This window comes from Microbaculum mangrovi (genome assembly GCF_051390635.1).
Classification (GTDB): Bacteria; Pseudomonadota; Alphaproteobacteria; order Rhizobiales; family Tepidamorphaceae; genus Microbaculum.
Window position 1 is genome coordinate 51574 of record NZ_JBPODT010000006.1, and the last position, 20055, is coordinate 71628.

The following is a 20055-nucleotide window of genomic DNA, read 5'->3' on the forward strand; positions in this document are numbered from 1 at the left end:
AGCGGCGCATCTTGACTGACTGCGAAATCCGCGAGAGCTCGGCTGGCTACCCGCCAGCATCGCCTAAACACCACGGCTCGCGCCGGCCGCTCCAGATTCTGGCGAGGCCTTCACTGACGAGAATGTCGCCGACGTCCCTGCCGTTGACGCTCACGCTCGCAAGCGTGCGGCCATAGCGGTCCGTGCCTTGGCGCAGGACCTCGACGCGCTGACCCTGCAACAACTCCGCCAGTCGATGTTTTGAACGCTGCGCCAGATCGCTTTCATAGGCACACTGCCCCTCAATCTCCGGCGCATCGATGTTGAAGATGCGGATCGCCTCGGACTCCTGCGTCATCCCGAGCCGCAGGGAGTCCCCGTCCCAGACACGGATTTCGGCCGGTTCGCACGACAGTACGCAAAGCATGATGGTGACGACGACGTGGATACTCATTGCTCTTTATTGTTGCTGCTAATTCCGGAGAGATCGATGCGGATACCGGCCTTGTTCGGATCTTCCTCCGAAAAAGGCGGCTCCGATGGGCCGGTGCTCTCTGCCGCAACCCGAGCGCCCTGCTCCGCTGGCTGCGGCTCGGCAAGCTCGGTTTCGCCGGGGTCGGACTCATAGAACACCTGCTTTCCGTCGAACCACCCGGTCTTGTAGGCGAATATCGCCTCCTCAAGGACCTCCTGGGCGGGTGCTCCATACCATTTGGCGACGATGCGATAGACCTTGGCAAAGAGCGCGGTGCCCATGCCAATGTTCTTGCAGGAATCGAGTAGGTCCGGGCTGAGCTCGGAGATGTCCTGAATGCCGAGGCCGGCCGGGTACTGAGTCACTCCTACCCTGACAATCGACTGACCCAAATTCTGCTGGATGAGTTGCATCGCCTCGTACTCGGTCGATGGTTTCGGTACAAGGATGATGCGCTCCCCTGCCCTAACGGTGACGGTCAGATGGTCGGCACCGCCGGCCTCCTCGATGAATTTTTGCACGATCTCGACCTTGAGGCTGGGATCGGCACATTGCTGGATCAGTTCGGCATCGATCATGGTTCCCTATCCTATTCGTTGAACGCCATCACCAGCGGCAGGCCGAACAGCGAAGCCCACGCCTGCGCGCTCGACCGCTGGATGGCGACGATATTGGTGTCGCCGGTCCACCAGGCGTTGCCGGTTGCGACAAGCGCGTCCGGCGCGAAAAGCATCGACTGGATGACGGGCCAGATGATGAGCTGTTCGTAGCAGATCAGCGGCGCAACCCTCAGCCCGGCGAACTCGAAGACCGGATTGGCGAACAACCGCGCGTGCGCCCCGCCGGTCGTCCAGGGTTGCCACATGGAGACCGGGACCGGCATGCGCTCGCGGTAAAGGATATCCGCGCCCTTCCCCGAAACCCCGATCATCACATTGTCGTAGCCGACGGGATCGACGATCGCCGCACCGCCATTGACCAGGATGTCGAGGCTGGAAAGCTCGCGGGTCCAAAGCCGCTCTGTGGTGGCGCTCCACAAGCCCATGGCGCTTTCCGGCAGGATCACGACACGCGCGCCGTCGCTGGCGGCGGCCTCGACCAGCTGTATCGTCGAGACCTGCTGACGGTAGTCGGCATACTGGCCCGAAGCTTCGAACCTGAACCTGGTGTCGATGCCCCGCCAGCCTTCCGGCTCGGCCGGAAGCGTCCAATTAAAGGCGGACCAGGCGAAGGCGAGGGCTGCAACGCCGGCCGCAATCGGCCATAGGCGGGTCGTCATCGTGATCAACAGGGCGGCGGTTGCGGCAAGGCCGAACCAGGCCCAGCCCGGGAAGAGAATTCCAGCTGCGGTGATCGGATGTGCCCAACCGACGGTCCCGAACGGCGGCACGCTCATAAGGACGGCCGCTATCGCGTAGCGAAGTGGCTGGCGCCAGCCGCCACGCGACGTCCAGAGTGCAGTGTGGACGGCAACGAACATGAGCGAGGCGGCAAGCCAGAGGCCAAGGCCGATGGTGAGCTGCGCCCCGAAAAAGATCGAAGCGCCCTCCGGCAGGCCGCGCGATGCGCCGAGAAAATGCGCCAGCGCGACCAGGGCCGCGACCGTGCGCGACGGAGCGAGGGCCCAAAGCGCAGGGAAGGCTATGCCGAGGGCGAAGGTGAGCGGATGCCCACTCCACCCTATCGCTCCGGTGGCAGCGCCGCCGGCGGCGAATAGAATGGCCTGCAGAAGGCTACGGCGTGAAGGTGAGGATTTCCCGTGCGAGGCCGAGGATGCCGTCGGCAGGAAGCGGCCCAAAATATCTTGAATCATAGGAACCACCGAAATCGGAATGAAGAAACACTTCGCCCTTGGGCACGATGCCGCCCATCCAGGGCTTCATCGGCCGCCCCTCGGTGTCCTGTGCGTGAACGGTCGAAGCTGCCAAGGGCACATCATCTATGATGACCTGGCCCTCGACGCGGATGGACTGTCCGGCCAATGCGACCACGGTCTTGATGAGCGGCGCTGTTCCGGCCGGGCAACGACCTCTGGGCAGATAAAAGCGCTCGCGGGCGAGATCGACGGCAGGACCGGAAGGCGGGCAGATGAACACTCTGTCGCCGACCGCAACCGGGCGGTCCAGCGTTTCTATCTGCCAAAGGCCAAGCGGATAGGAGGGCGTGAAGTTCACGCGATAGCCGCCCCATGCAAAGGCTGCCGCCATCGAACCGAGAAGCACGGCGCCGGCGCCGATGATCGCAAGCGCCCTGCAATGTCTCGTCATCGGCTCATGCCCTGATCGCGGACCTGGCTCTGAGCCCGCGTCTCCTTCTGCGCCCGCTCATAGGCCGCAACGCGCTGGGCGGCACTGAAGCTCGGCCAGGCTGCCACCAGTTTCGAGCGGTCGCCCTCGGCGACTTGTGCCGCGGCTGCATCATAGGCCGGCCCTTTGGCCTCTTTCGAGCCAAGGAATGCCCGTTCCCCAAACCGCTGGTCGAGCGCCTTGTTGAGCTGGTCGATCTCTGCTTTCGCCATTTTGTCAGCAAGGGCAAAACCGAGCGCGGCCGAAAGGTCGTTGCGATCGATCGCATCGCGGATGCGGTCAAGCACGCCCTGCGCCGATCCGGACAATGCAGGAATGTCGACCCGGCTGCGATCGCGCTCGCGTGACAATTCGACGGTGCGAAGATCTCCGATCTCGGCGCGCAGCCGCACATATCGGGCAATATTGTCCTTGAGTGCCGGAACGTTGTTCAAGGCCCGCTGCCGCTCGGCCTTCGCGTCCGATGAGGCAAACATGCCGGTCTTGCCGCGCATCGCGCCGAAGGCTTCCGGATCGCGACCGAGCTGGTCGACGATGCGGCTTTGCGCTGCCTGCCTTTCCGCTACATTGGCGCTCATGATTGTGGAAAGGTTCATCGCATCGATCGCGCCATCGGGCTTCTCATAGACTTGAGTGACGCGGTCTCGAAGCTGGGTCCAGGCATGGGTGAGTGTGGCGTCTGATTGCAATTTGGCCTCCACGAGCTGCGGGATGGATTGCGCCCAGGTCGCGAGGCCGCGAACCCAGGGCTGGGAAACGGGAGAGGCAGTCGCGGCAGCCGCTGCCTGACGATCGGCGGCACGGCCGAACCGCCCGATGAAGCTTGCGAGCCTGGCGGCGGCCGTCTCGAGCCGATCGCGCTGCTCCCTGATCCAACGGAGCTGGTTTTCGACAAGGGCTTTCGCCACGCGCGCGCCGTGGAGGCCGCGGCTGTTGGCGTAGGAAAGCGCCTGCTCGTAGAGCTTCGATCCGGTGAAATCGAGCGTCGTGTCCTTGGCCCCGCGCTTCGACAGGTTCTGAATGAGCCCGCCCGCCTTCTCGAACGAGCGTCGTCCGAAATAGAGTTTTGCGTCATGCCGGTGCCGGGTCATCGCCACATAGGTCAGATGCCTGTCGAGCGAGAGGGTCGCCAGCACCTTCACCCGATCGATGGTGGCGCCTTGGGACTTATGGATGGTGGTCGCATAGCCATGATCCACATTGCGATAGAACCGCTGGTCGATCTCGACGCGCCGTCTGTCGTCTCCGATCTCGGTCACGATACGGCCCGTCTCGGCCTCGACAATGCGGCCGATCATGCCGTTCTTGACGCCAAGCGAACCCTCGTTCTTCAGGAACACGATCTGGTCGCCGACCGCGAAGTTCCGCATGCCGTCTTCCGTGCGGAAGGCATGGCCGTCTTCGATCAATCCGCGCTCGAGGAGCGCGCCACGCGCCAGCTCGTTCAGTGTCCGCACATCGTGGCGAAGATGCGCAAGGATCAGGCTCGACCGGTTCGGGTCGTAGTCGGCAATCCAGTCGCGAATGAGCGCGCTGACCGCCTGGTCCTTCAACTCCATTCCGACCAGGCGTCCCTTCCCCTTATAGGCGGAGATCGCCGCCCCGATCTTGCCTCGGGCAAGATCCATCGAGGCATCGCGCATCCACTGCTCACGCTGGCGGTAGATCGTGCCGAGCTCGGCATAACCGACGCGATCGGCAAGCGAGCGGAACGCAGCGCCCGCCTCGATCGGCTGTAATTGGTCGGCATCGCCGACAAGAACGAGCTTGGCGCCTGCATGGGCAACAGCAGAAACGAAGTCGGCCATCTGGCGCGACGACACCATGCCCGCCTCGTCCATGACGAACACGCATCTGTTGTCCAGGTGAAGGCGGCCCCCCTCCCATTGGAGCTGCCAGGACGCGAGCGTTCGCGACGCAATGCCCGCCTCCTTCTCCAGCCCCTCGGCGGCCTTGCCCGCGAGCGCACCGCCGACAACACGATAGCCGGAAGCCTCCCATGCTTCGCGCGCGGCCTTCATCATCGTCGTCTTGCCGGCGCCGGCGCGGCCGACGATGATGGCGAGGCGCTCGTTACCAGTGATGCGTTCCAGGCCGAAGCTCTGCTCGTCGGAAATCTGCGCATGGCCGGCAACGACTTCGGCGCGCGCGCTGATTGAGACGCCGAACCGGCCGTTCGTCGCAAGATGCTCGGCCTGGTTCCCCATCTCGGCCTCAATGCGGATCATGTCGCGCGTCGCAAAACGCTCCGGCAATCGCTCGCCGGTCTCGGGATCGACGCCCTCGACTTCAATCCTCACGGCCTCCGGACTTCCCATGACGCGCGCCAGCAAGTTGGCGAACTGGCCGGGATCATCGACATAGCGGTGCAGATATTTGGCGACATCGCGCTCGTCGAAGACGCTCTTCTCGCGCGCGATCGCCTCCAGCACGATCTCCGGCCGGCGCTCTATCCGGCGCGCATTCTCGCGCCGCGTTTCCTCGTGCAATGCGAGCCGTTCAAGCCTGGCCGCGCGCCCTTCAGCCTCCGCTTGCCGCTGAATGTTTTTGCTGGCAACACCGATATGCGAAGTCGGTTCAAGGTCGATGCCACGCTCGGCATAGGAGCGGCCATCGACGCGAATGTCATGGCCGTTCAATTCCAGATGCTTGTTCTGCGCGGCGTACCAGGCCTCGCGCATAGCGAGGAAGTCCGCCTTGTCACCGGCCCAGAGCTTGTAAACGATCTGGCCGGATTTCGACCTGACCGGCCGTCCGTCCTCTGCGATGACAAGCACCTTCTTGCCGCCGAAACCGTCTTCCGTCAGCGGGCGCAATGTCGTCATCAGATGCACATGCGGATTGCCCGGCGCGTCATGGTAAACCCAGTCCGCAACCAGCCCTCGCGTGCTCACATGTTCCGCGACGAACTCGCACATCATTGCGATATTCTGCTCGGCGGTCAGCTCGCGCGGCAGCGCCAGTATGAACTCCTTGGCGAGCTGAGCGTCCTTGCGGGTCTCGAACGCCTCCACCTTATTCCAGAAGGCTTCGGACGCGCCGGCAACCGAGCGATCGGCAATAAGCGCCCTTGCCCAGTCCGGCGCATCGCCCGGCAACACAAACTCTTCATGGACCATTCCGGGCTTGCGCGAGAAGTCTGCCACCCTGCCCTCGCGCTCGTTCTCCATGCGGGCGCAATGGCGATACGCAGCCGCCGCAACAGCACTGCGGCCTTCGCCGCGGCTGATCAATTGGGGTGTGAAGTGCGTGATCGCCACAGGGCAGGTGCTCTCTCGATCCGAACGCGAATGCTGTTCGGTCGAGCGCGGCCCATCCAGGGCCGGACGCGGGAACGTTGCTAGCAACGTATTACTGCGCCCTTGGACCGTTCTTCCGAACGGCGGGATTCTTCCCGCAATGCATAGGCTTCGCCTACCTGTGGTTTTTCGCAGGGTGCGCTGCGCGCACGTCAAATGCGATTCTCCGCATCGCAATGACCATCTACGAAACCGGAGAACCCCGCCGATGAGACGACCCTCTTCCCGTATCCGCGAGGAAATCGAACGCCTACAGGAGCAGCTGAAGCTTGCCGAAACCAAGGAGGCCGAACGCATCGGCCGGCTCGCGCTGAAGGCCGGATTAGGCGAAGTGAACGCATCCGACACAGAGCTGGTCACAGGCTTCGAAGAGATGGCAAAGCGATTTCAAGCGGGGACGAAACAGAAGACCTCCGGGCCGGCTGCTCGCTCTCAAACGGGCGCTCCTGATGCATGAGCGCCGCTACCGGGCGTCACAAACGGAAGCCCGGAAGAAGGATGCGCGCGAGAAGATCCAGCTCGGCGGTCTCGTCGTGAAGGCGGGACTTCGCAGTGCGGATCGCGCCGTCATTCTCGGCGCCCTCATCGATGCGGCTGCGCGGCTCAGCGACGCAACCGAGCGCGCTCGATTGGCCGCAATCGGAAAGGCGATATTCGATAATGACAGCGAAGAAACTGATGCTGCTGACCGCACCGGCGATGATGATGTTGGGAGCCGTTCTGGGGCTCCAGGGGATTGAGTCCTGGCTCGCCGCTTTCGGCACTTCGCCGGAAAGCTACCAGACCCTCGGGCGCGGCGGCCTTGTCGTCCCCTACGCCGCCGCGGCCGCGATCGGCGTCATTTTCCTCTTTGCCGCCAAGGGCTCACTTGCCATTCAGTCGGCCGGCCTCGGCGTCCTGATCGGCGGGGTTGCCGCCGCCGCGTTCGCCGCCATTTCGGAGACGCTACGCCTGTCCGATTTCGCCAGCCAGGTGCCGCAAGGAACGCTGTTTTCCTTACTTGACCTTTACACTATCGGCGGCGCGGCGACGGCCTTCGTCGCCGGCATGTTCGGATTGCGGGTTGCGCTGCGCGGCAATGCCGTCTTTGGCGCGACGGGTCCGAAACGGCTCTCCGGCCGTCGCGCCATCCATGGCGATAGCCATTGGATGGACAGCGCCACAATCGCAGGACTCTTTCCCGAAAGCGGTGGCATCGTCATCGGTGAGCGCTATCGCGTCGACGAGGATTCCGTCGCCGGCGTCAACTTCGATCCGCGCCGCAAGGAGACGTGGGGCAAGGGCGGAAAATCACCGCTCGTCTGCTTCGACTGCGGATTTGGCTCGACGCACGGCATCGTCTTTGCTGGTTCCGGCGGTTACAAGACCACCTCCGTGGTCGTGCCGACGGCGCTCAAGTTCAAGGGCTCGATGATCATCCTCGATCCCTCGACCGAGATTGCGCCGATGGTCGCCGCCCATCGCGAAGCGCATGGTCAGGACGTGCTCATTCTCGATCCGAAACGACCCGACATCGGGTTCAACGTGCTCGACTGGATCGGCCGCTTCGGCAATGCGCCGGAGGAAGACATTGCCTCCGTGGCGGCGTGGCTGATGTCGGAAAAACCACGCGTCACCTCCGGCGCCGACGATTTCTTCCGCGTCTCGGCCGAACAGCTCATCACCGGCGTCATCGCCGACGTGATGCTGTCCGATCCGGACGATACCAAGCGCGAACGATCGCTGCGCATCGTCCGCGCGCGACTGGCCGAGCCGGAAGAAACGCTCAAGGAAAAGCTCGCCGATCTTTATCAAAGCTCGACCTCCCGGTTCGTCAAAGAGGTCATCGCCCCCTTCATCAACATGACGCCGCAAACCTTCTCCGGCGTCTATGCGACCGCCGCCAAGGAGACGCACTGGCTCTCCTACGACAGCTACGCGGCCATCGTGTCGGGCAACACTTTCAGGACGGACGACATCGCCAATGGGCGCACGACGGTGTTCATCAATGTCGATCTGTCTACCTTGGAAAATCACCCCGGTATGGCTCGCGTCGTCATCGGAGCGTTCCTCAAGGCGATCTACAATCGCAATGGCGATCTCGAAGAGCGCGCCCTGTTCCTGCTCGATGAGGCCGCCCGCCTCGGCTACATGCGCATCGTCGAAACCGCCCGCGACGCCGGCCGCAAATATGGCATCACACTCCTGATGCTGTTCCAGTCGCTCGGGCAGATGCGGGAGGCCTTTGGTGGGCGCGACGCGACCAGCAAATGGTTCGAGTCCGCTTCCTGGGTGTCGTTCTCGGCGATCAATGATCCGGAAACGGCGAAGTACATTTCCGAGCGCTGCGGGATGACCACGGTAGAGGTGAACCACGTCAGCCGCACCTCGCGCGACATGGGTTCGTCCCGCACCCGCTCCCAACAGCTCTCGCAACGCCCGCTGATCCTGCCGCATGAAGTCACCCAGATGCGCGCCGATGAGCAGATCATCCTCACCGGCGGTAATCCGCCGCTACGTTGCGGTCGCGCCATCTACTTCCGCCGTCCGGAAATGGCGGCGCTCGTCGGCAAGAGCAATTTCCAACCGAAGACGGGAGCAGCTGGATCCTGAAACGGCAGCCGTCCCGCCCCCGTTTACCACAAGCTCGGGGGCTTCTCTTCGGCGCAATGTGGGAAGCGCGTTCAGCCCCCTCGCCTGCTCCGCTTCGCTTCGCCCCGCCTTGGGCGGGGTGGAAAACAGGGACGGCACGGGACTCTGTGCCTTGGCCGCATGACGGGCGGCTGTTCACGCAACTATTCTCGCTGACGAAGGGGGATCATCATTCAAGCATCACGACAAAAACCGACGTGGCTGGGTCCCGGCAAGGACTCGGATTTCGGCATTCGGACAGTTGCTGACCTTTGTCGAACGGCCAGCAACGTGACCCATGATCCAATGCCACTCATCCGGGGGCTCGAAACCAGGCGTTGGGCACAAGTGGCGCTCCTGCCCAGGCTAAAACCCACTGTGGCGCCTTCAAATGCGGGCGACAACTACCACCGCCGATTTCCTTTGCAATTCTATCTGTCGTTTGCTATCGCTAGATATCAGATTGTGAGGATGTATGACGGATACTGACGGTTGGCTCTCTCTTGAAGAGACCGCGATCTACTTAGGAATGGGCAAGACCGCGCTGTATGCGATGGCGCGCGAGAACCGCATCCCGGCGCGGAAGATCGGCAAGAAATGGATCTTCGAAAAGAGCGGGCTCGACCAGTGGGTACGCACCGCCCGCCCCCTGCAGTCGTTCTTCCTGGACGCTGAATTCGTCATCGACGGGAACGACCACCTCCGCGACCCACAGCGCGAAGGCTATCTGCGCACTTATGAATTCTTCCGGGCGGGAAAGAATAAGGCGATCCTCCAGGTTCCGGTCGGATGCGGCAAGACCGGCCTGGCTTCTCTCCTGCCGTTTGGACTCTCCGAGGGCAGGGTCATTGTTATCGCGCCCAACCTCACCATCAAGGACGGGCTTTACGAAGCGATGGACATCACAAACCGGCAGAAATGCTTCTGGCGGAAAGCGGGTGTGCTCAGCGCTGACCAGATGTTGTCTGGTCCGTTGGCATGTACGCTGGATAGCGGCAACATCTCGATAGCAACAAAGTCCCATATCGTCATCACGAACGTCCATCAGCTCGCGACCAACGTCGATAAGTGGCTGACCCAGTTTCCCGATGACTTTTTCGACATGATCATAGTTGATGAGGCGCACCACAGCGCGGCCGCTAGCTGGCAGAAAGTCATCGAGCGTTTTCCAAACGCCAAGGTCATCCTGCTTACGGCGACCCCATTCCGGGGCGATCGCCAGGAACTCGATGGCGAATTGGTGTTCCGGTATCCATTCCGCAACGCCACCCTGAAAGGCTATATCAAGCGCCTCAAGGCAAGTTACGTCGCTCCGTCGACCATTGAGCTCGGATTTTCCGACGCCGGCGGGCGAACGTACACCTTGGACGAGGTGCTGAAGCTCAAGGAGGAAGAATGGTTCAGCCGCGGCGTGGCGCTTGCTAGGCTGTGCAACAAGCACATCGTCGATAGCAGTTTGCAGAAGCTCGATGAGCTTAGACAAAGCGGGACGCAGCACCAGCTCATCGCAGTCGCGTGCTCCATCAATCATGCGCGGGAAATCCGTTCGCTGTATCAGGAGCGCGGCTTCAACGCCGACGTTATCCATAGCAAGCAGACGGAGGATGAGCAGGCGGCCATTCTTGCGGCACTGCGCAACGGCTCACTCGATTGTATCATCCAGGTGCAGATGCTTGGCGAGGGGTTCGACCATCCCAAATTGAGCGTTGCAGCGATCTTCCGCCCGTTCCGGTCATTGGCGCCCTACATCCAGTTTGTCGGGCGCATAATGCGGGTCGTTGTGCAGAACGATCCGGGTCATCCAGACAATGTCGGCCATATCGTCACCCATCTGGGCATGAACCTCGACGCACGCCTGAAGGAATTCAAGGAGTTCGAGAACGACGACCAGGCGTTCTGGGACAAGGTCATTGGCGGCGACGAACCGGAGGTACCGCAAGGGGTGCTCGACGGTAGCGCGCGGCTTCGTGCGGGCGACCAGGTCGTCGTCCACGGTGAGGTCGTCGATTCCTTGTGGGAAGAAGATTTCACGTCGGTCGAGGACACGCAGATCGTCGCGGACCTACGGGAACGTTTGAAGCTCCTCGGCCTCGACGACAGCAAGGCTGAGGAAATGGTTCGGCTCGCGCAGCAGTCTCCAATGCGAAAGAGGTCGGCCACGGCACCTTTCATGGTCCAGCCACAGCGTGAGTGGGAAGAGGCCAGGAAGCGCATGCAGGAGCAGGCTAAACGCCTCGCAAACGTGTTGCTGAATCATGTTGAGCTTAAACAGACCGGCAATGAGATGGTCTACAAATACAAATCCTTGAAGCTCACCGGCAGGAACAACTACATCTGTGCGCTGATGATGGTGAACAAGGAAATGCAAAAACGCCTGGGCAAAGAGAGGCAGCAGGCGACAACAGAAGAATTCCGTTCTGTCCTCGATAACCTGGACGACCTGCTGCAAGTGCTTGTCAGGCGCGTTCGCAAAGCGAAGGCGGAGTATGACAAAATCGAATCCTAGAGGGCCAACGCCTTCGCTGATTGGAGGCACGAACGGCCGCCCCAAGCGGACTCCCGTCAAACGCCTCAGCAAATGCTATCGCTGCCACGACGACCTCGTCATGGGAACAACCTGCATCGAGATTCCAAAGCTTGGGCAGGCCTATTCGACTGAACGGCGTGTGTGCGATGCGTGCTTCCAACTCATTCTGCGCAAGACAGACGATGACCTTGCCGAGATCAGGAAACTCTCATCCGTAGACGCTTCGGGCTAAATGGAGTCAACCGTTGCCGCGGTATTCCCGCCGACGCCGGTCATACTGACACGCTGCGTATGATCAATCGTGTGAAGCAGGCACAGGCCGGCAGATTCTAAGCGCCGACCAAAGGGGGCGGATATCAGTCGGAACCTGAAGGTCAACACCGAACCGGTCAAAGGTCAGCTTCTGGGCCATTAAACCGCCGAGCTCGTACGCTAAATTTTAGCACCAGCGTGACGCTGCACGGCCGCTCGGGGTGGCGTGCGGTCATTGAACCCCGTCGTCCTCTTCCTCGCCCACGCCGATTCAAGACTTGCGGAAGGCGTGTGCCGTTCAATCTGCAATGAGCGCGCGGAAATCGGATTCAGACATGGCCCGAATAGGAATGCCTTGGCCCGCCAATTCCTCGGCCCTTCTCCACTTGCCGGAACGTTCCCCACGCGCGAAACGATCATCACCCACGACGACCAACGTCGTTTTCTTGGTAACGCTATTTTCCACCTCGCAGCCTGCATAGGCGGCCAAATTGGCCTGTTCTTCCTGCCGCAAATCGAAGCCCCCTGTGAGGACGACAACCTCGCCATACAGCGGTCCATCAATGTTGCCGTCCCGACGTAGGTCGGTTTTTGCGCTTGAATTGCCTAAGATTGGTCTTCGGACCCGTTCTGCCCATCCGGCTACATCTAGTGAGCACTCTAGGCTCGCTCGAATGACAATTTCCGCCACAGCCCGCGCATCTTCGCCAGCGTCATGGTGCAGAAATTCAATGCCTAGATCGGCCGCGACATTCTTCAATCCGTACCCCGTCTTCCCGTACTTTTCCGGCCATGCTCGTCGCACGACTTGCGCACTATCAAGCCAAGTAGTCTCTGCGAAGCTGTGCCCGCACGCGTCGCAAGCGCGACCGACCGCGAAACGGTCATAGGGTGTATGACTAAAGACCGCCCCACACATCAGATGCGCAATCGATCGAGCGATCTCAGAAAACGGCGGAGCTCGATCAATGTCCTCTTCGGTGATCGACAAATTGGCTTGTTGCCACCACCCGAACCGATGATGTGTATTTACGGTCTGCGTAAAAGTCTCGACGATGCGCCCTTCGCGAACAATCACGAAGCCCATTTGGCAGATACTTTCTGGAAAGCTGCTATCCGCTGTTTCTACGTCTAGTGCGACAAAATCTAACCCCACCATCATCTTCGTCCTCCCGCCCTCTGGTGAGGTTTAGCTTAGAGTCCGGCGTCATGGAACGGAATTCCGGTAATCCTCCGCTGTCTTGGTCCGCAAACGGTCGACTTCAGCTGCAGCGCAAAGGTTGGGTTGTGGAGAAACGGCGCATGGCGCTGCCTGCTCGTTCAGATCGAGAAAACGTACGACAGATGTCCCCCACAAGGGGAGGTCCAAAGAGGGCTGAACGACCGCGCTCGGCGGGCCGGCCGGCACAGCTGAATGCCACGTTCCAGACGGCATGGGATTATCGGGTGGGGCCGTGCCTATCGAGAGACCGTAATTGTGCCCTGGTGCACTCCTGAGCCTGGGCTCGGTCGAGCGCCTTCAGTACGCCTGTCGCTTCCTCGAGCCGTTTCTCGTCGACGCCGTGCCTGGTGGCAAGTGGACCGAGATTCTTGCCCGAGCGCAATGCGGCCAGATCATCGCCGAAACGGCGCTCGAATGCGCTCGTGGTCTGCCGCAGCTCGACCTTGAGCTCGGGCGACAGCGCATCACCCCTATCAATCGCGCTCAGGAGCTCGCCGCTTGGCCGCCGGACCTCCACGCTGGCCCGCCGCACCTCATCATGACGCTGCTGCTGCATCGTCTGCCGGATTCCGTACACGATCTTGAGGTAACTCTCGGCGATCCCGCGAAGCGTGCGCTTTGCAGCGATCGCTTGCCGGTGTGCCTCCCGCTCCTGCCGGCTCGCAAGAATAGCGTCCCTTCCGGCAAGCGGCCCGAAACGCTCCGGAGCATCCCGCAACTCCGAAATCACCTGCCGATTGCCGATCTCGCCCTCAAGAGCGGCATTCCGGATAATTTCCACCACCGGCCCGTGGTCGGCAAATACCGCCTTTGCCGTGGTGATAAGGCGTTTCATAGCCTCGGTGGCGCTTTCGGAAGCGGCAATCCGTTCTTGCAGCTCGGCCTTGAGAACTTCCGGGGCAAGGGTACGGCCGGGAAGCAGTACAGCCCGCTCCGACTGTCCAATGTCAGTGCGGCTTTGGTTCCCCATGCGCGCCTGGCTCTGCTCGCGCGCATGTTCGCGTTGGCGCGCGTCGGTCAGGATGCGTGTCAGATAATGAGTTTCGCCATGGGTGCCGACCACCAGCGCATGGCGGACATATTCAGCATTGGTACGGATCAACTCACGGTCGAGCGCGAACCCCTTGGCCGCCGCAAACTGGTGCATGAAGGTCATGGTCGTGCGCGTATTGCCTTCCCGGAACGGATGGACCTTCCAGAGGTCGACAACCATGCCTGCAAATGAGGCCATGTCCTCCGGCCGCGACAGGTCCATGAGACCCGACCAGTCGCGGGCATTGAGTTGCTTCAGGCAGTGTTCGGCCTGGAGACGCGCCAGATGGAACGGCGCGTACTCGACACTGCCGCCGCCCAGTTTCTCCTCGGCCTTGACCATATCGATGCGGCGGATTTCGCCGGCGAACGGATACACCGGCGCGAAGACGCGCCGGTGTATTTCCAGCAGGTGCGCGAGGTCGAATTCGCCCTTGACCGGATTGTCGTAGAGACCCTTCAACGTCTTCAGGGTCTCCCGACGCTCCTTGCTGTCGAGTTTGGCCTGATCCCTGATGTTGAAATGATTGATGAGGACTGTTGTGCCCGGGTAAAGATAGGGGTCACTCATCAAGCGGCACGGGCACGCCTCGCTTCGACATAGGCTTCGCCCAGCTGATCGCAATCCGCTTCGCTCAACCGCCCGGCCTCTTCACACAGGACGAGGAACTGTTCGAACAGGTTCGGCTCATCTCGCGACACGGCCATTGCCGAAAGCGCGGCCTTGTGGCCGTCGGTCAGCATCGCTGCGACGATGGGCTCAAGCGGCTTCGGGTCGAGGGTCTTGATGACCTGTTTGGCAAGCCGCAACGCGTGTGCTCGATCCGCGACAACGGGGCTTTCCATTAGCGTTGCGGTCATGTTTCAGGCTCCTGTAACTTGCTCTTTTGTATAGCCGAAATTCGGCTCGAAAGCCAGTCTCGGCAGTCCTTTCGCCGCTAAGGCTGGCCATTCCATTTGACCGTGGCGTCAAGCAGAAGGCCCCGCTCCGGGGCGGCGAGGGCGTGCAGTGGCGCCGGTCACAGCACCTCTCCGTCGATGCCGAGGGCCTTCAGACGGGCATGGTCCTCGAGCGGCACGACCTCGTAGTCGTCGGACATGAAGCCGTATTCGCCGTTCCAGACGTCGCCGAGTTCGGCCCATGTTCCGTCCGGCCAGACGGCGATGTCCTGAGGATGAAGGGCCTTCGCTTCGGCGCGGTTGGTAGTCGTCATGTATGGTTCCTTTCGGTTGTGGCTGCTCGTCGGTGGAAGGCTGAAGGCCCCGCCTTGCGGCGGAGCCCTCTGGCGGGAGCCTCAGTCCCGGTTCGGTCGGGACCAGATCAGCTGAAGGCCTTCCTCGCTTTCCACCTCAACCAGGGTGGCATAGATCGGAGCGGGGAAGCTCGGATCGTCCAGCTTGACCGAAAGGTAGTCGCGGCCCTCGTTGGAGGTCTTCTGCCAGGCGGCGCCCAGTTCGACGTTGGCTGCCGCGAAGATGCGAAAGTGCGGACCTTTGTCGGAAGGGTTCTCGACGCGGACCAGCTTGGCCTTGACGTTGAGGTTGAGGGTCTTGATGACGCCGTTGAAGCCGGTGCCGGTGGAGGTGAAGGTGCCGATGGTAGCCATTTGTCTCATTCCTTTGATTTCTCGGGCCGCGACCGCCGCGACCTCGATGGCGGTCGACAGACCGGAGGCGATCGACCGGCACCCAACGGGCCGGAACGTCAGTGGAGGGCGGCAGGATGAGACTTTCTTGATCCGCGCGGAATGGCGGCGAAGCCGTCAGGGGAAGAAAGTCGAGACCAGCCGTTGCGGGGATGAGAGCGAGACCGAGCGCAGCGAGATCGGCCTTCGGTCAGACCAGCCACATCGAGGACGCAGTTGGGCGTGCCCGTAGCAGAAACAACCGGAATGAAGACGGACGTCCCTACATCGGCATCACCTTGCGGATCCCCGCGCGGCGAGAGGTGCCATCCCCATCCCGACCTCCCGTCATTGACCGGCCAGCGGCAGAGTTCCCGCACGGCAACGGTCGGGCCCTGGCATCAGGCCGCCTCCGCAATCCTGGCCGCCGGCTGAAGATCGTGCAGGTAGGTCGCTGCGCGTTGAGCGTGCGCGGCGGCCGAGAAAATGAAGCGCTTCTCGTTGGAGAGCACCTCGAGCCAGGACGCGAGGTAACTGGCGTGGTCAGGCCGCGGCTCGAGCTCCGGTACGATGCCGAGATCGGCGCAGAGGAAAACCGCCCCCAGTTCGGCGATCAGCTCCTCGCGACTGCGTTCGCTACGATCCTTGTGGTAGCGGCTGAGATCGCGGTTGACCCGGTGGGCCGGAGCTGTCCAGTGGATGGTCTCGTGCGCCCTGACGGCAACGAAGGATTCCGCGTCGCGGAAGCTCTCGAAGACTGGGAGCTGGATGTGGTCGGACGAGGGCGCGTAGAATGCCTTGGCGCCGCCATAGACGACCCTGGCGCCGGTCGCGTCAAAAAACGCATCAGCGTGGGCGATGCGCGTGACGGGATCGGTCACCGGCGGCGGCGCACCGTAATAGTGGTCCGGCAATCCCTCGATCTGGTCGACGTTGAAGACCGAATAGGCCTTAAGGAACGGGATACCGCGCTCGACCTCATCGCCGCGCTCGTCGGTTTCGGTCTTGGTGAATTGGCTGGCATAGACGACGGTCGAGCCGCTCTCGCCCTTGCGGACATGCCCGCCAAGCTCGATCGCTTGCTTGAACGTCATCCAGATGGGCGAAGCGAAGCCGCGTGCGACCGCCTCCGACCAGAGCAGGATGATGTTGATGCCCTGGTAGGGCGTTCCATTATGCCGCAGCGGTCGCGTGATGCGGCCGGCGGTGTTGGCTTCGCTCCAGGGTCTTACCCATGGGCGGACGCCTTTCTCGAGATCCGCGACGATGCGGTCGGTGATCTTCGCGTAGATGTCGACGCGGGGTTTGCTGTCTTTCCTGTTCATCATTCGAACCTCCATTCGAGGCCGCGCCGATCGCGGCCGTCACGAGGTCCGCCCGCGAGAGGACCGCAGGTCCGCGAACCCGGAGGATGAATCGGAAGAATGAGAGAGGTCGCAGCCGGGCCGGAACGGCAGTGGAGGACGGCTTCGCCGTTTCGCGGAACGAGGACCGGAGCAGGACCACCAATCGTGACGGCCGCGATTGCGCCGGCCGCGCCATGCGTCTTCCTGCTTCCCTCCGTCTCCCGGTCCCGCGCAAGCCGGACGCGGGTAAGGCCGCCCTATACCTGCTGAAGTTCCCGCCACCTATCACGGGAATAAATCGATCCCTTCCCAGTGATTCAAACCTGTCATTGGACGACGGATTCCGGCTGCGCGATTCTGCTCAGCATGATCGCGCAGCCATACCATCTCTATGTCGAACGCACAGACCCGGACCGGAGGATGGCGCGGTTCTACGCGCTGTCGATCGAGGAGACCCTGTTCGGCCAGACCCGCCTCGTTCGCCGGTGGGGCCGGATCGGAACACGAGGCCGAACGGTCCAGCATTCGTTCGACAACGAGCTAGATGCGGTCAGCCTATTCCTCGACCTGTTGCGAGCTAAGAGGATGCGAGGCTATCAGCCGAGGCGGGATTCTGTCGAACGGGCCCACACTTCCGGCCGCCATGCCTCGATAAGTCCCTCAACCTCGAGACGATACTCCTCGGGATAGATGGCGTTCGAACGGCGGGCGATCCCAAGGGTGGGAGCCCCCGAGGATGGGCGGAGCCGAAGCTCCGCCCGCGGCCCCTATCCGAGAGCGGCCATCTGCAGGTCGGCGGCCTGCCGGCTGACGGCCTGGCCGGGATTTTCGGCCTGACGCTCGTAGGGCTTCCAGCTCTCGCCGACGATGTGCTCGTAGGCTGCGACCACGCCCTCGGCGGCCATGCGCAGAGCGTGGGCCTGGATACCCATGTCGGCGGCGAACTCACGCTTGCGCTGGGCGGCGCTGTCGAACCCGACCGGGCCGTCGCGATCCTCATCGCGCATGTCGTTGGCGAGCCGGGCGGTCGCGTCCTTGGCCTCGGTGACAGCCTTGGAATAGAACTGCCCCGCCCCGTAGGCAGACCCGACATGGGAACCGACGATCCGCTGGAGATGGATCTGCATGGCCTTCTCGGAAAGGCCGTCGGAGAGGGTGTCGGCGCTTTCGATCAGGGTGCGCTCGTGGAAGTCCCGGATACCGTCGCTGTCGAGGACAGCGAGCCCGAAGCTCTCGGAGATGAGTGCGGCCTGGTTGGCATCCGGGCAGCACAGGCGCACCATTTCGAGGGTGGTGCCCTTGCGGAGTTGGACGACGCGAGCCTTGGTCTTGGTGGAGCGGGTTGAACTGGACATGAAGCAATCCTTTCTAGCGATGCCCTTCGGGCGATCCGGCCCCGTGCCGGTCTTCCCTGCGGGTGCGGTCAAAGAGAACCGGCGGAAACTGGACGCTTCAGGGTCCGGGGCCTGCCAGGCGAGCAAGGTTGGCTTGCGGACAAGCGGGGCTAACAGCCCTGCGCGGAACGCGGGCCAGCCTTGTCGAGACCGGCGGGCTCCGGCCGCATCGCGGCGCAAAGCGGCCTTGAAGGGGTCAGCCGCCGGTTCAGACCGCAGCAAACCCGCCGGGAAGACCGGCACGGGGTCGTTTCCATGAATTGGCTCGCGCGAGGAAGTGCGACAGATCAATCCGCTTCGCCGGCATCACGGCCGGACAGTCGCCGCAGGCCCTACCCGGATATTGCCCCGTTACCCGCACAGCCCGCCACACGGTTTCGGACAGGGCTGCCCTCCTGATCGCAGGTCGGGGCTCACGAAACCGCGCATGGAGACGCGCTGCGAAGGATCAGGCCGCGGAGGACCGCCATATCCAGCTCCGGATCGACCTCCGAGAACCCGTGCCGGCGACGGAAGGCGGCGATCGCCGCATCCTGGCGGGCGAGCTTGCGCGACAGACCATCGACCTCGCGGTGACGGGAAAAGTTCAGCTCCGATAGCGTGGCCCGGTAGAGCTGCTCGTCGGCATGGCTCCATGTCGACCTGGACTTCCGGTAATCGCGTGATCTGGCGCGGAAGGTGGTCATCAGGCGCTCCGCGCGCGCCGCAATCTGCCGCTCGATCAGCCCGAGATGGGCATGCGTCTCCCGGCGGGCAGCTTCCATGCGCGCCATTATGGCGATGTGCTCTGCAATCGTCATGAGGCGGCCTCCCGCAATCGTTTAGGTGTGGACGTGAGGGATCGCGGCCAGGCCTCGGGATACCAGTGCCGGATGGTCTCTTCGGCGCAACGTTTCTCGAAATCGGTGAAAAGATCGGGAAAGGCCTGCGCAACGGCCGCCCAGCAGCAATCCTCCTCGTAGAAGCCGTCGGCGCTTCTCAGAAGGGGATGGATGTGGGCATTGCGGTCGGGGTCGAGATGGAACCCGCCATGGCTCGGGGTCGAATGGCAGACGACGCCTTCGGCATAGTGCGTGGCATGATCCGAGAGCCCCCATGGGGTTGCTTGCCGAGCCGGGATGCTGCGGCGGGCCAGTCTACGCAATTGTGCCTGATGTCGGGCGTTCTCCTCGACACGGGCGCGGAACGCCGCTTTGCCGTCGAGCTGCCCGCCGTGACCATAGAAGCTGGACTGTTTCCATTCGGAGATGGGCAGAGGCAGCTTCCATGCATGGCCGAGATAGCGTCCGCCATTGTAGGCAGGGATCATCGCAAAAGCGTTCTCCCCAACCAGTGCCGCGAAGAGGCCATCGCTCGTTCGCCCGTAATACACCTCCGGGAATCCGGAGGTGTTGTCGATCGTTGCCTCGGTTTGAGCAGTCGCGTTCATGCCGCCCTCCCCTCGACGGCGTCGGCCGCCGCGGTATCGGCCGATACGTCCTCGAGCACCGCGTTAGGATACCGATGAGATTGCAGCCAGGTCTCCGCGTCCTGCCGGTTGGCGGCGAGATAGACGAGTTCGGCACCCTCGCCGGCGCGATCGAAGACCTGGACCGAGCCCGGTGCGGGTCGGGAGATCACCACGAACTTCGAGCCGCAATCGACCGAAAAGCTCTTGTGGACGCGCAGGACGATGACACCGCCGCTGCCATAATCGCCTTCATGCAGCGTGAAATGCGCGGGCGACGAATACTGCCCGGTCTGCCGGGCTGGCGTCTTGCGGATCAGGCGGCCGCCGCTATTGGCGCTCTCCCATGCCGAGAGTTTCTTGCGATGACGCTCGGGCGGGCGCGGTGTGCCGTCGGAGTAGCGGATGATGGAACCGAGCGGCACGAGATCGTAGATCAATTGAGCGGACATATTGTTTCTCCAGTGGTGCTGTTGATGAAAACAGAACCGCCGCCGGCGCGATTGCCGGCGGCGGGGTGGGTTGGGAGGAAGTGGATTGG

General features: G+C 62.4%; 20 protein-coding genes. 5 read left to right on the top strand and 15 right to left on the bottom strand.

Annotated elements, in window-relative coordinates; all coding sequences use genetic code 11:
• Positions 1-46 precede the first annotated feature (46 nt).
• From ACSF9G_RS22860 to traA, 5 genes are read right to left on the bottom strand one after another with little or no spacing between them, the layout of a single operon-like run.
• Complete coding sequence (locus tag ACSF9G_RS22860; protein WP_154386578.1) at positions 47-433, bottom strand: thermonuclease family protein; 387 nt, start codon at positions 431-433, stop codon at positions 47-49.
• Complete coding sequence (locus ACSF9G_RS22865; protein WP_154386579.1) at positions 430-1032, bottom strand: TraH family protein; 603 nt, start codon at positions 1030-1032, stop codon at positions 430-432. Before ACSF9G_RS22865 ends, ACSF9G_RS22860 begins: the two co-directional genes overlap by 4 nt.
• 11 nt (positions 1033-1043) lie before the next feature.
• The gene (locus tag ACSF9G_RS22870; protein ID WP_154386580.1) at positions 1044-2267 is read right to left on the bottom strand and encodes a conjugal transfer protein TraB; all 1224 of its coding nucleotides are present in this window, start codon (positions 2265-2267) and stop codon (positions 1044-1046) included.
• Positions 2188-2676 (bottom strand): conjugative transfer signal peptidase TraF, encoded by a 489-nt coding sequence (traF, locus tag ACSF9G_RS22875; protein ID WP_436644420.1) that lies wholly within the window; start codon positions 2674-2676, stop codon positions 2188-2190. The genes ACSF9G_RS22870 and traF overlap by 80 nt, the downstream gene beginning before the upstream one ends.
• Before the next feature lie 41 nt (positions 2677-2717).
• Complete coding sequence (gene traA, locus ACSF9G_RS22880) at positions 2718-6020, bottom strand: Ti-type conjugative transfer relaxase TraA (protein ID WP_185910479.1); 3303 nt, start codon at positions 6018-6020, stop codon at positions 2718-2720.
• A gap of 247 nt (positions 6021-6267) precedes the next feature.
• Here traA and ACSF9G_RS22885 point away from each other — a divergent pair, with 247 nt between their 5' ends.
• The 4 genes from ACSF9G_RS22885 (at position 6268) to ACSF9G_RS22900 (ending at position 11175) form a co-directional block, all read left to right on the top strand.
• Positions 6268-6516 carry a TraC family protein gene (locus ACSF9G_RS22885; protein ID WP_154386583.1) on the top strand — a complete coding sequence of 83 codons (249 nt, stop codon included), beginning with the start codon at positions 6268-6270 and terminating at the stop codon, positions 6514-6516.
• The gene (traD, locus tag ACSF9G_RS22890) at positions 6509-6799 is read left to right on the top strand and encodes a conjugal transfer protein TraD (protein ID WP_154386584.1); all 291 of its coding nucleotides are present in this window, start codon (positions 6509-6511) and stop codon (positions 6797-6799) included. Before ACSF9G_RS22885 ends, traD begins: the two co-directional genes overlap by 8 nt.
• Positions 6720-8651, top strand: a complete 1932-nt coding sequence (gene traG, locus ACSF9G_RS22895) for a Ti-type conjugative transfer system protein TraG (RefSeq protein ID WP_154386585.1) — start codon at positions 6720-6722, stop codon at positions 8649-8651. Before traD ends, traG begins: the two co-directional genes overlap by 80 nt.
• 493 nt (positions 8652-9144) lie before the next feature.
• Positions 9145-11175 carry a DEAD/DEAH box helicase gene (locus ACSF9G_RS22900; RefSeq protein ID WP_154386586.1) on the top strand — a complete coding sequence of 677 codons (2031 nt, stop codon included), beginning with the start codon at positions 9145-9147 and terminating at the stop codon, positions 11173-11175.
• A gap of 571 nt (positions 11176-11746) precedes the next feature.
• Here the strand turns inward: ACSF9G_RS22900 and ACSF9G_RS22905 are convergent.
• The 6 genes from ACSF9G_RS22905 to ACSF9G_RS22930 all read right to left on the bottom strand — a co-directional run bounded on the left by ACSF9G_RS22905 (position 11747) and on the right by ACSF9G_RS22930 (position 16652).
• Complete coding sequence (locus tag ACSF9G_RS22905) at positions 11747-12610, bottom strand: exonuclease domain-containing protein (protein ID WP_154386587.1); 864 nt, start codon at positions 12608-12610, stop codon at positions 11747-11749.
• Between the two features lie 277 nt (positions 12611-12887).
• The gene (locus ACSF9G_RS22910) at positions 12888-14273 is read right to left on the bottom strand and encodes a Fic family protein (protein WP_154386588.1); all 1386 of its coding nucleotides are present in this window, start codon (positions 14271-14273) and stop codon (positions 12888-12890) included.
• On the bottom strand, positions 14273-14563 hold the full coding sequence (locus ACSF9G_RS22915) for a hypothetical protein (RefSeq protein WP_154386589.1): 291 nt from the start codon (positions 14561-14563) through the stop codon (positions 14273-14275). The genes ACSF9G_RS22910 and ACSF9G_RS22915 overlap by 1 nt, the downstream gene beginning before the upstream one ends.
• A 158-nt stretch (positions 14564-14721) precedes the next feature.
• The gene (locus tag ACSF9G_RS22920) at positions 14722-14916 is read right to left on the bottom strand and encodes a hypothetical protein (RefSeq protein ID WP_185910478.1); all 195 of its coding nucleotides are present in this window, start codon (positions 14914-14916) and stop codon (positions 14722-14724) included.
• Positions 14917-14997: 81 nt separating this feature from the next.
• Positions 14998-15309, bottom strand: a complete 312-nt coding sequence (locus ACSF9G_RS22925; protein WP_154386590.1) for a DUF736 domain-containing protein — start codon at positions 15307-15309, stop codon at positions 14998-15000.
• Between the two features lie 419 nt (positions 15310-15728).
• A complete protein-coding gene (locus ACSF9G_RS22930) occupies positions 15729-16652 on the bottom strand; it encodes an ArdC family protein (RefSeq protein ID WP_154386610.1) in 924 nt (307 codons plus the stop codon).
• A 387-nt stretch (positions 16653-17039) separates the two neighbouring features.
• Here ACSF9G_RS22930 and ACSF9G_RS22935 point away from each other — a divergent pair, with 387 nt between their 5' ends.
• Positions 17040-17363 carry a WGR domain-containing protein gene (locus tag ACSF9G_RS22935; protein WP_154386591.1) on the top strand — a complete coding sequence of 108 codons (324 nt, stop codon included), beginning with the start codon at positions 17040-17042 and terminating at the stop codon, positions 17361-17363.
• Between the two features lie 77 nt (positions 17364-17440).
• On the opposite strand, the gene ACSF9G_RS22940 is transcribed toward ACSF9G_RS22935, so the two are convergent.
• The 4 genes from ACSF9G_RS22940 to ACSF9G_RS22955 all read right to left on the bottom strand — a co-directional run bounded on the left by ACSF9G_RS22940 (position 17441) and on the right by ACSF9G_RS22955 (position 19966).
• Complete coding sequence (locus ACSF9G_RS22940; RefSeq protein ID WP_154386592.1) at positions 17441-18028, bottom strand: hypothetical protein; 588 nt, start codon at positions 18026-18028, stop codon at positions 17441-17443.
• Between the two features lie 452 nt (positions 18029-18480).
• A complete protein-coding gene (locus ACSF9G_RS22945) occupies positions 18481-18867 on the bottom strand; it encodes a hypothetical protein (protein ID WP_185910477.1) in 387 nt (128 codons plus the stop codon).
• On the bottom strand, positions 18864-19496 hold the full coding sequence (locus tag ACSF9G_RS22950) for a DUF7007 domain-containing protein (RefSeq protein WP_154386593.1): 633 nt from the start codon (positions 19494-19496) through the stop codon (positions 18864-18866). The genes ACSF9G_RS22945 and ACSF9G_RS22950 overlap by 4 nt, the downstream gene beginning before the upstream one ends.
• A complete protein-coding gene (locus tag ACSF9G_RS22955) occupies positions 19493-19966 on the bottom strand; it encodes a UCP036055 family protein (protein WP_154386594.1) in 474 nt (157 codons plus the stop codon). The genes ACSF9G_RS22950 and ACSF9G_RS22955 overlap by 4 nt, the downstream gene beginning before the upstream one ends.
• Positions 19967-20055 lie beyond the last annotated feature (89 nt).

Bases quoted from the DNA above. Each gene is read 5' to 3' on its own strand.
- ACSF9G_RS22860 (WP_154386578.1), bottom strand. From the start codon at position 433: ATGAGTATCCACGTCGTCGTCACCATCATGCTTTGCGTACTGTCGTGC.
- ACSF9G_RS22865 (WP_154386579.1), bottom strand. From the start codon at position 1,032: ATGATCGATGCCGAACTGATCCAGCAATGTGCCGATCCCAGCCTCAAG.
- ACSF9G_RS22870 (WP_154386580.1), bottom strand. From the start codon at position 2,267: ATGATTCAAGATATTTTGGGCCGCTTCCTGCCGACGGCATCCTCGGCC.
- ACSF9G_RS22885 (WP_154386583.1), top strand. From the start codon at position 6,268: ATGAGACGACCCTCTTCCCGTATCCGCGAGGAAATCGAACGCCTACAG.
- traD (WP_154386584.1), top strand. From the start codon at position 6,509: ATGCATGAGCGCCGCTACCGGGCGTCACAAACGGAAGCCCGGAAGAAG.
- traG (WP_154386585.1), top strand. From the start codon at position 6,720: ATGACAGCGAAGAAACTGATGCTGCTGACCGCACCGGCGATGATGATG.
- ACSF9G_RS22900 (WP_154386586.1), top strand. From the start codon at position 9,145: ATGACGGATACTGACGGTTGGCTCTCTCTTGAAGAGACCGCGATCTAC.
- ACSF9G_RS22905 (WP_154386587.1), bottom strand. From the start codon at position 12,610: ATGATGGTGGGGTTAGATTTTGTCGCACTAGACGTAGAAACAGCGGAT.
- ACSF9G_RS22910 (WP_154386588.1), bottom strand. From the start codon at position 14,273: ATGAGTGACCCCTATCTTTACCCGGGCACAACAGTCCTCATCAATCAT.
- ACSF9G_RS22915 (WP_154386589.1), bottom strand. From the start codon at position 14,563: ATGACCGCAACGCTAATGGAAAGCCCCGTTGTCGCGGATCGAGCACAC.
- ACSF9G_RS22920 (WP_185910478.1), bottom strand. From the start codon at position 14,916: ATGACGACTACCAACCGCGCCGAAGCGAAGGCCCTTCATCCTCAGGAC.
- ACSF9G_RS22925 (WP_154386590.1), bottom strand. From the start codon at position 15,309: ATGGCTACCATCGGCACCTTCACCTCCACCGGCACCGGCTTCAACGGC.
- ACSF9G_RS22930 (WP_154386610.1), bottom strand. From the start codon at position 16,652: ATGAACAGGAAAGACAGCAAACCCCGCGTCGACATCTACGCGAAGATC.
- ACSF9G_RS22935 (WP_154386591.1), top strand. From the start codon at position 17,040: ATGATCGCGCAGCCATACCATCTCTATGTCGAACGCACAGACCCGGAC.
- ACSF9G_RS22940 (WP_154386592.1), bottom strand. From the start codon at position 18,028: ATGTCCAGTTCAACCCGCTCCACCAAGACCAAGGCTCGCGTCGTCCAA.
- ACSF9G_RS22945 (WP_185910477.1), bottom strand. From the start codon at position 18,867: ATGACGATTGCAGAGCACATCGCCATAATGGCGCGCATGGAAGCTGCC.
- ACSF9G_RS22950 (WP_154386593.1), bottom strand. From the start codon at position 19,496: ATGAACGCGACTGCTCAAACCGAGGCAACGATCGACAACACCTCCGGA.
- ACSF9G_RS22955 (WP_154386594.1), bottom strand. From the start codon at position 19,966: ATGTCCGCTCAATTGATCTACGATCTCGTGCCGCTCGGTTCCATCATC.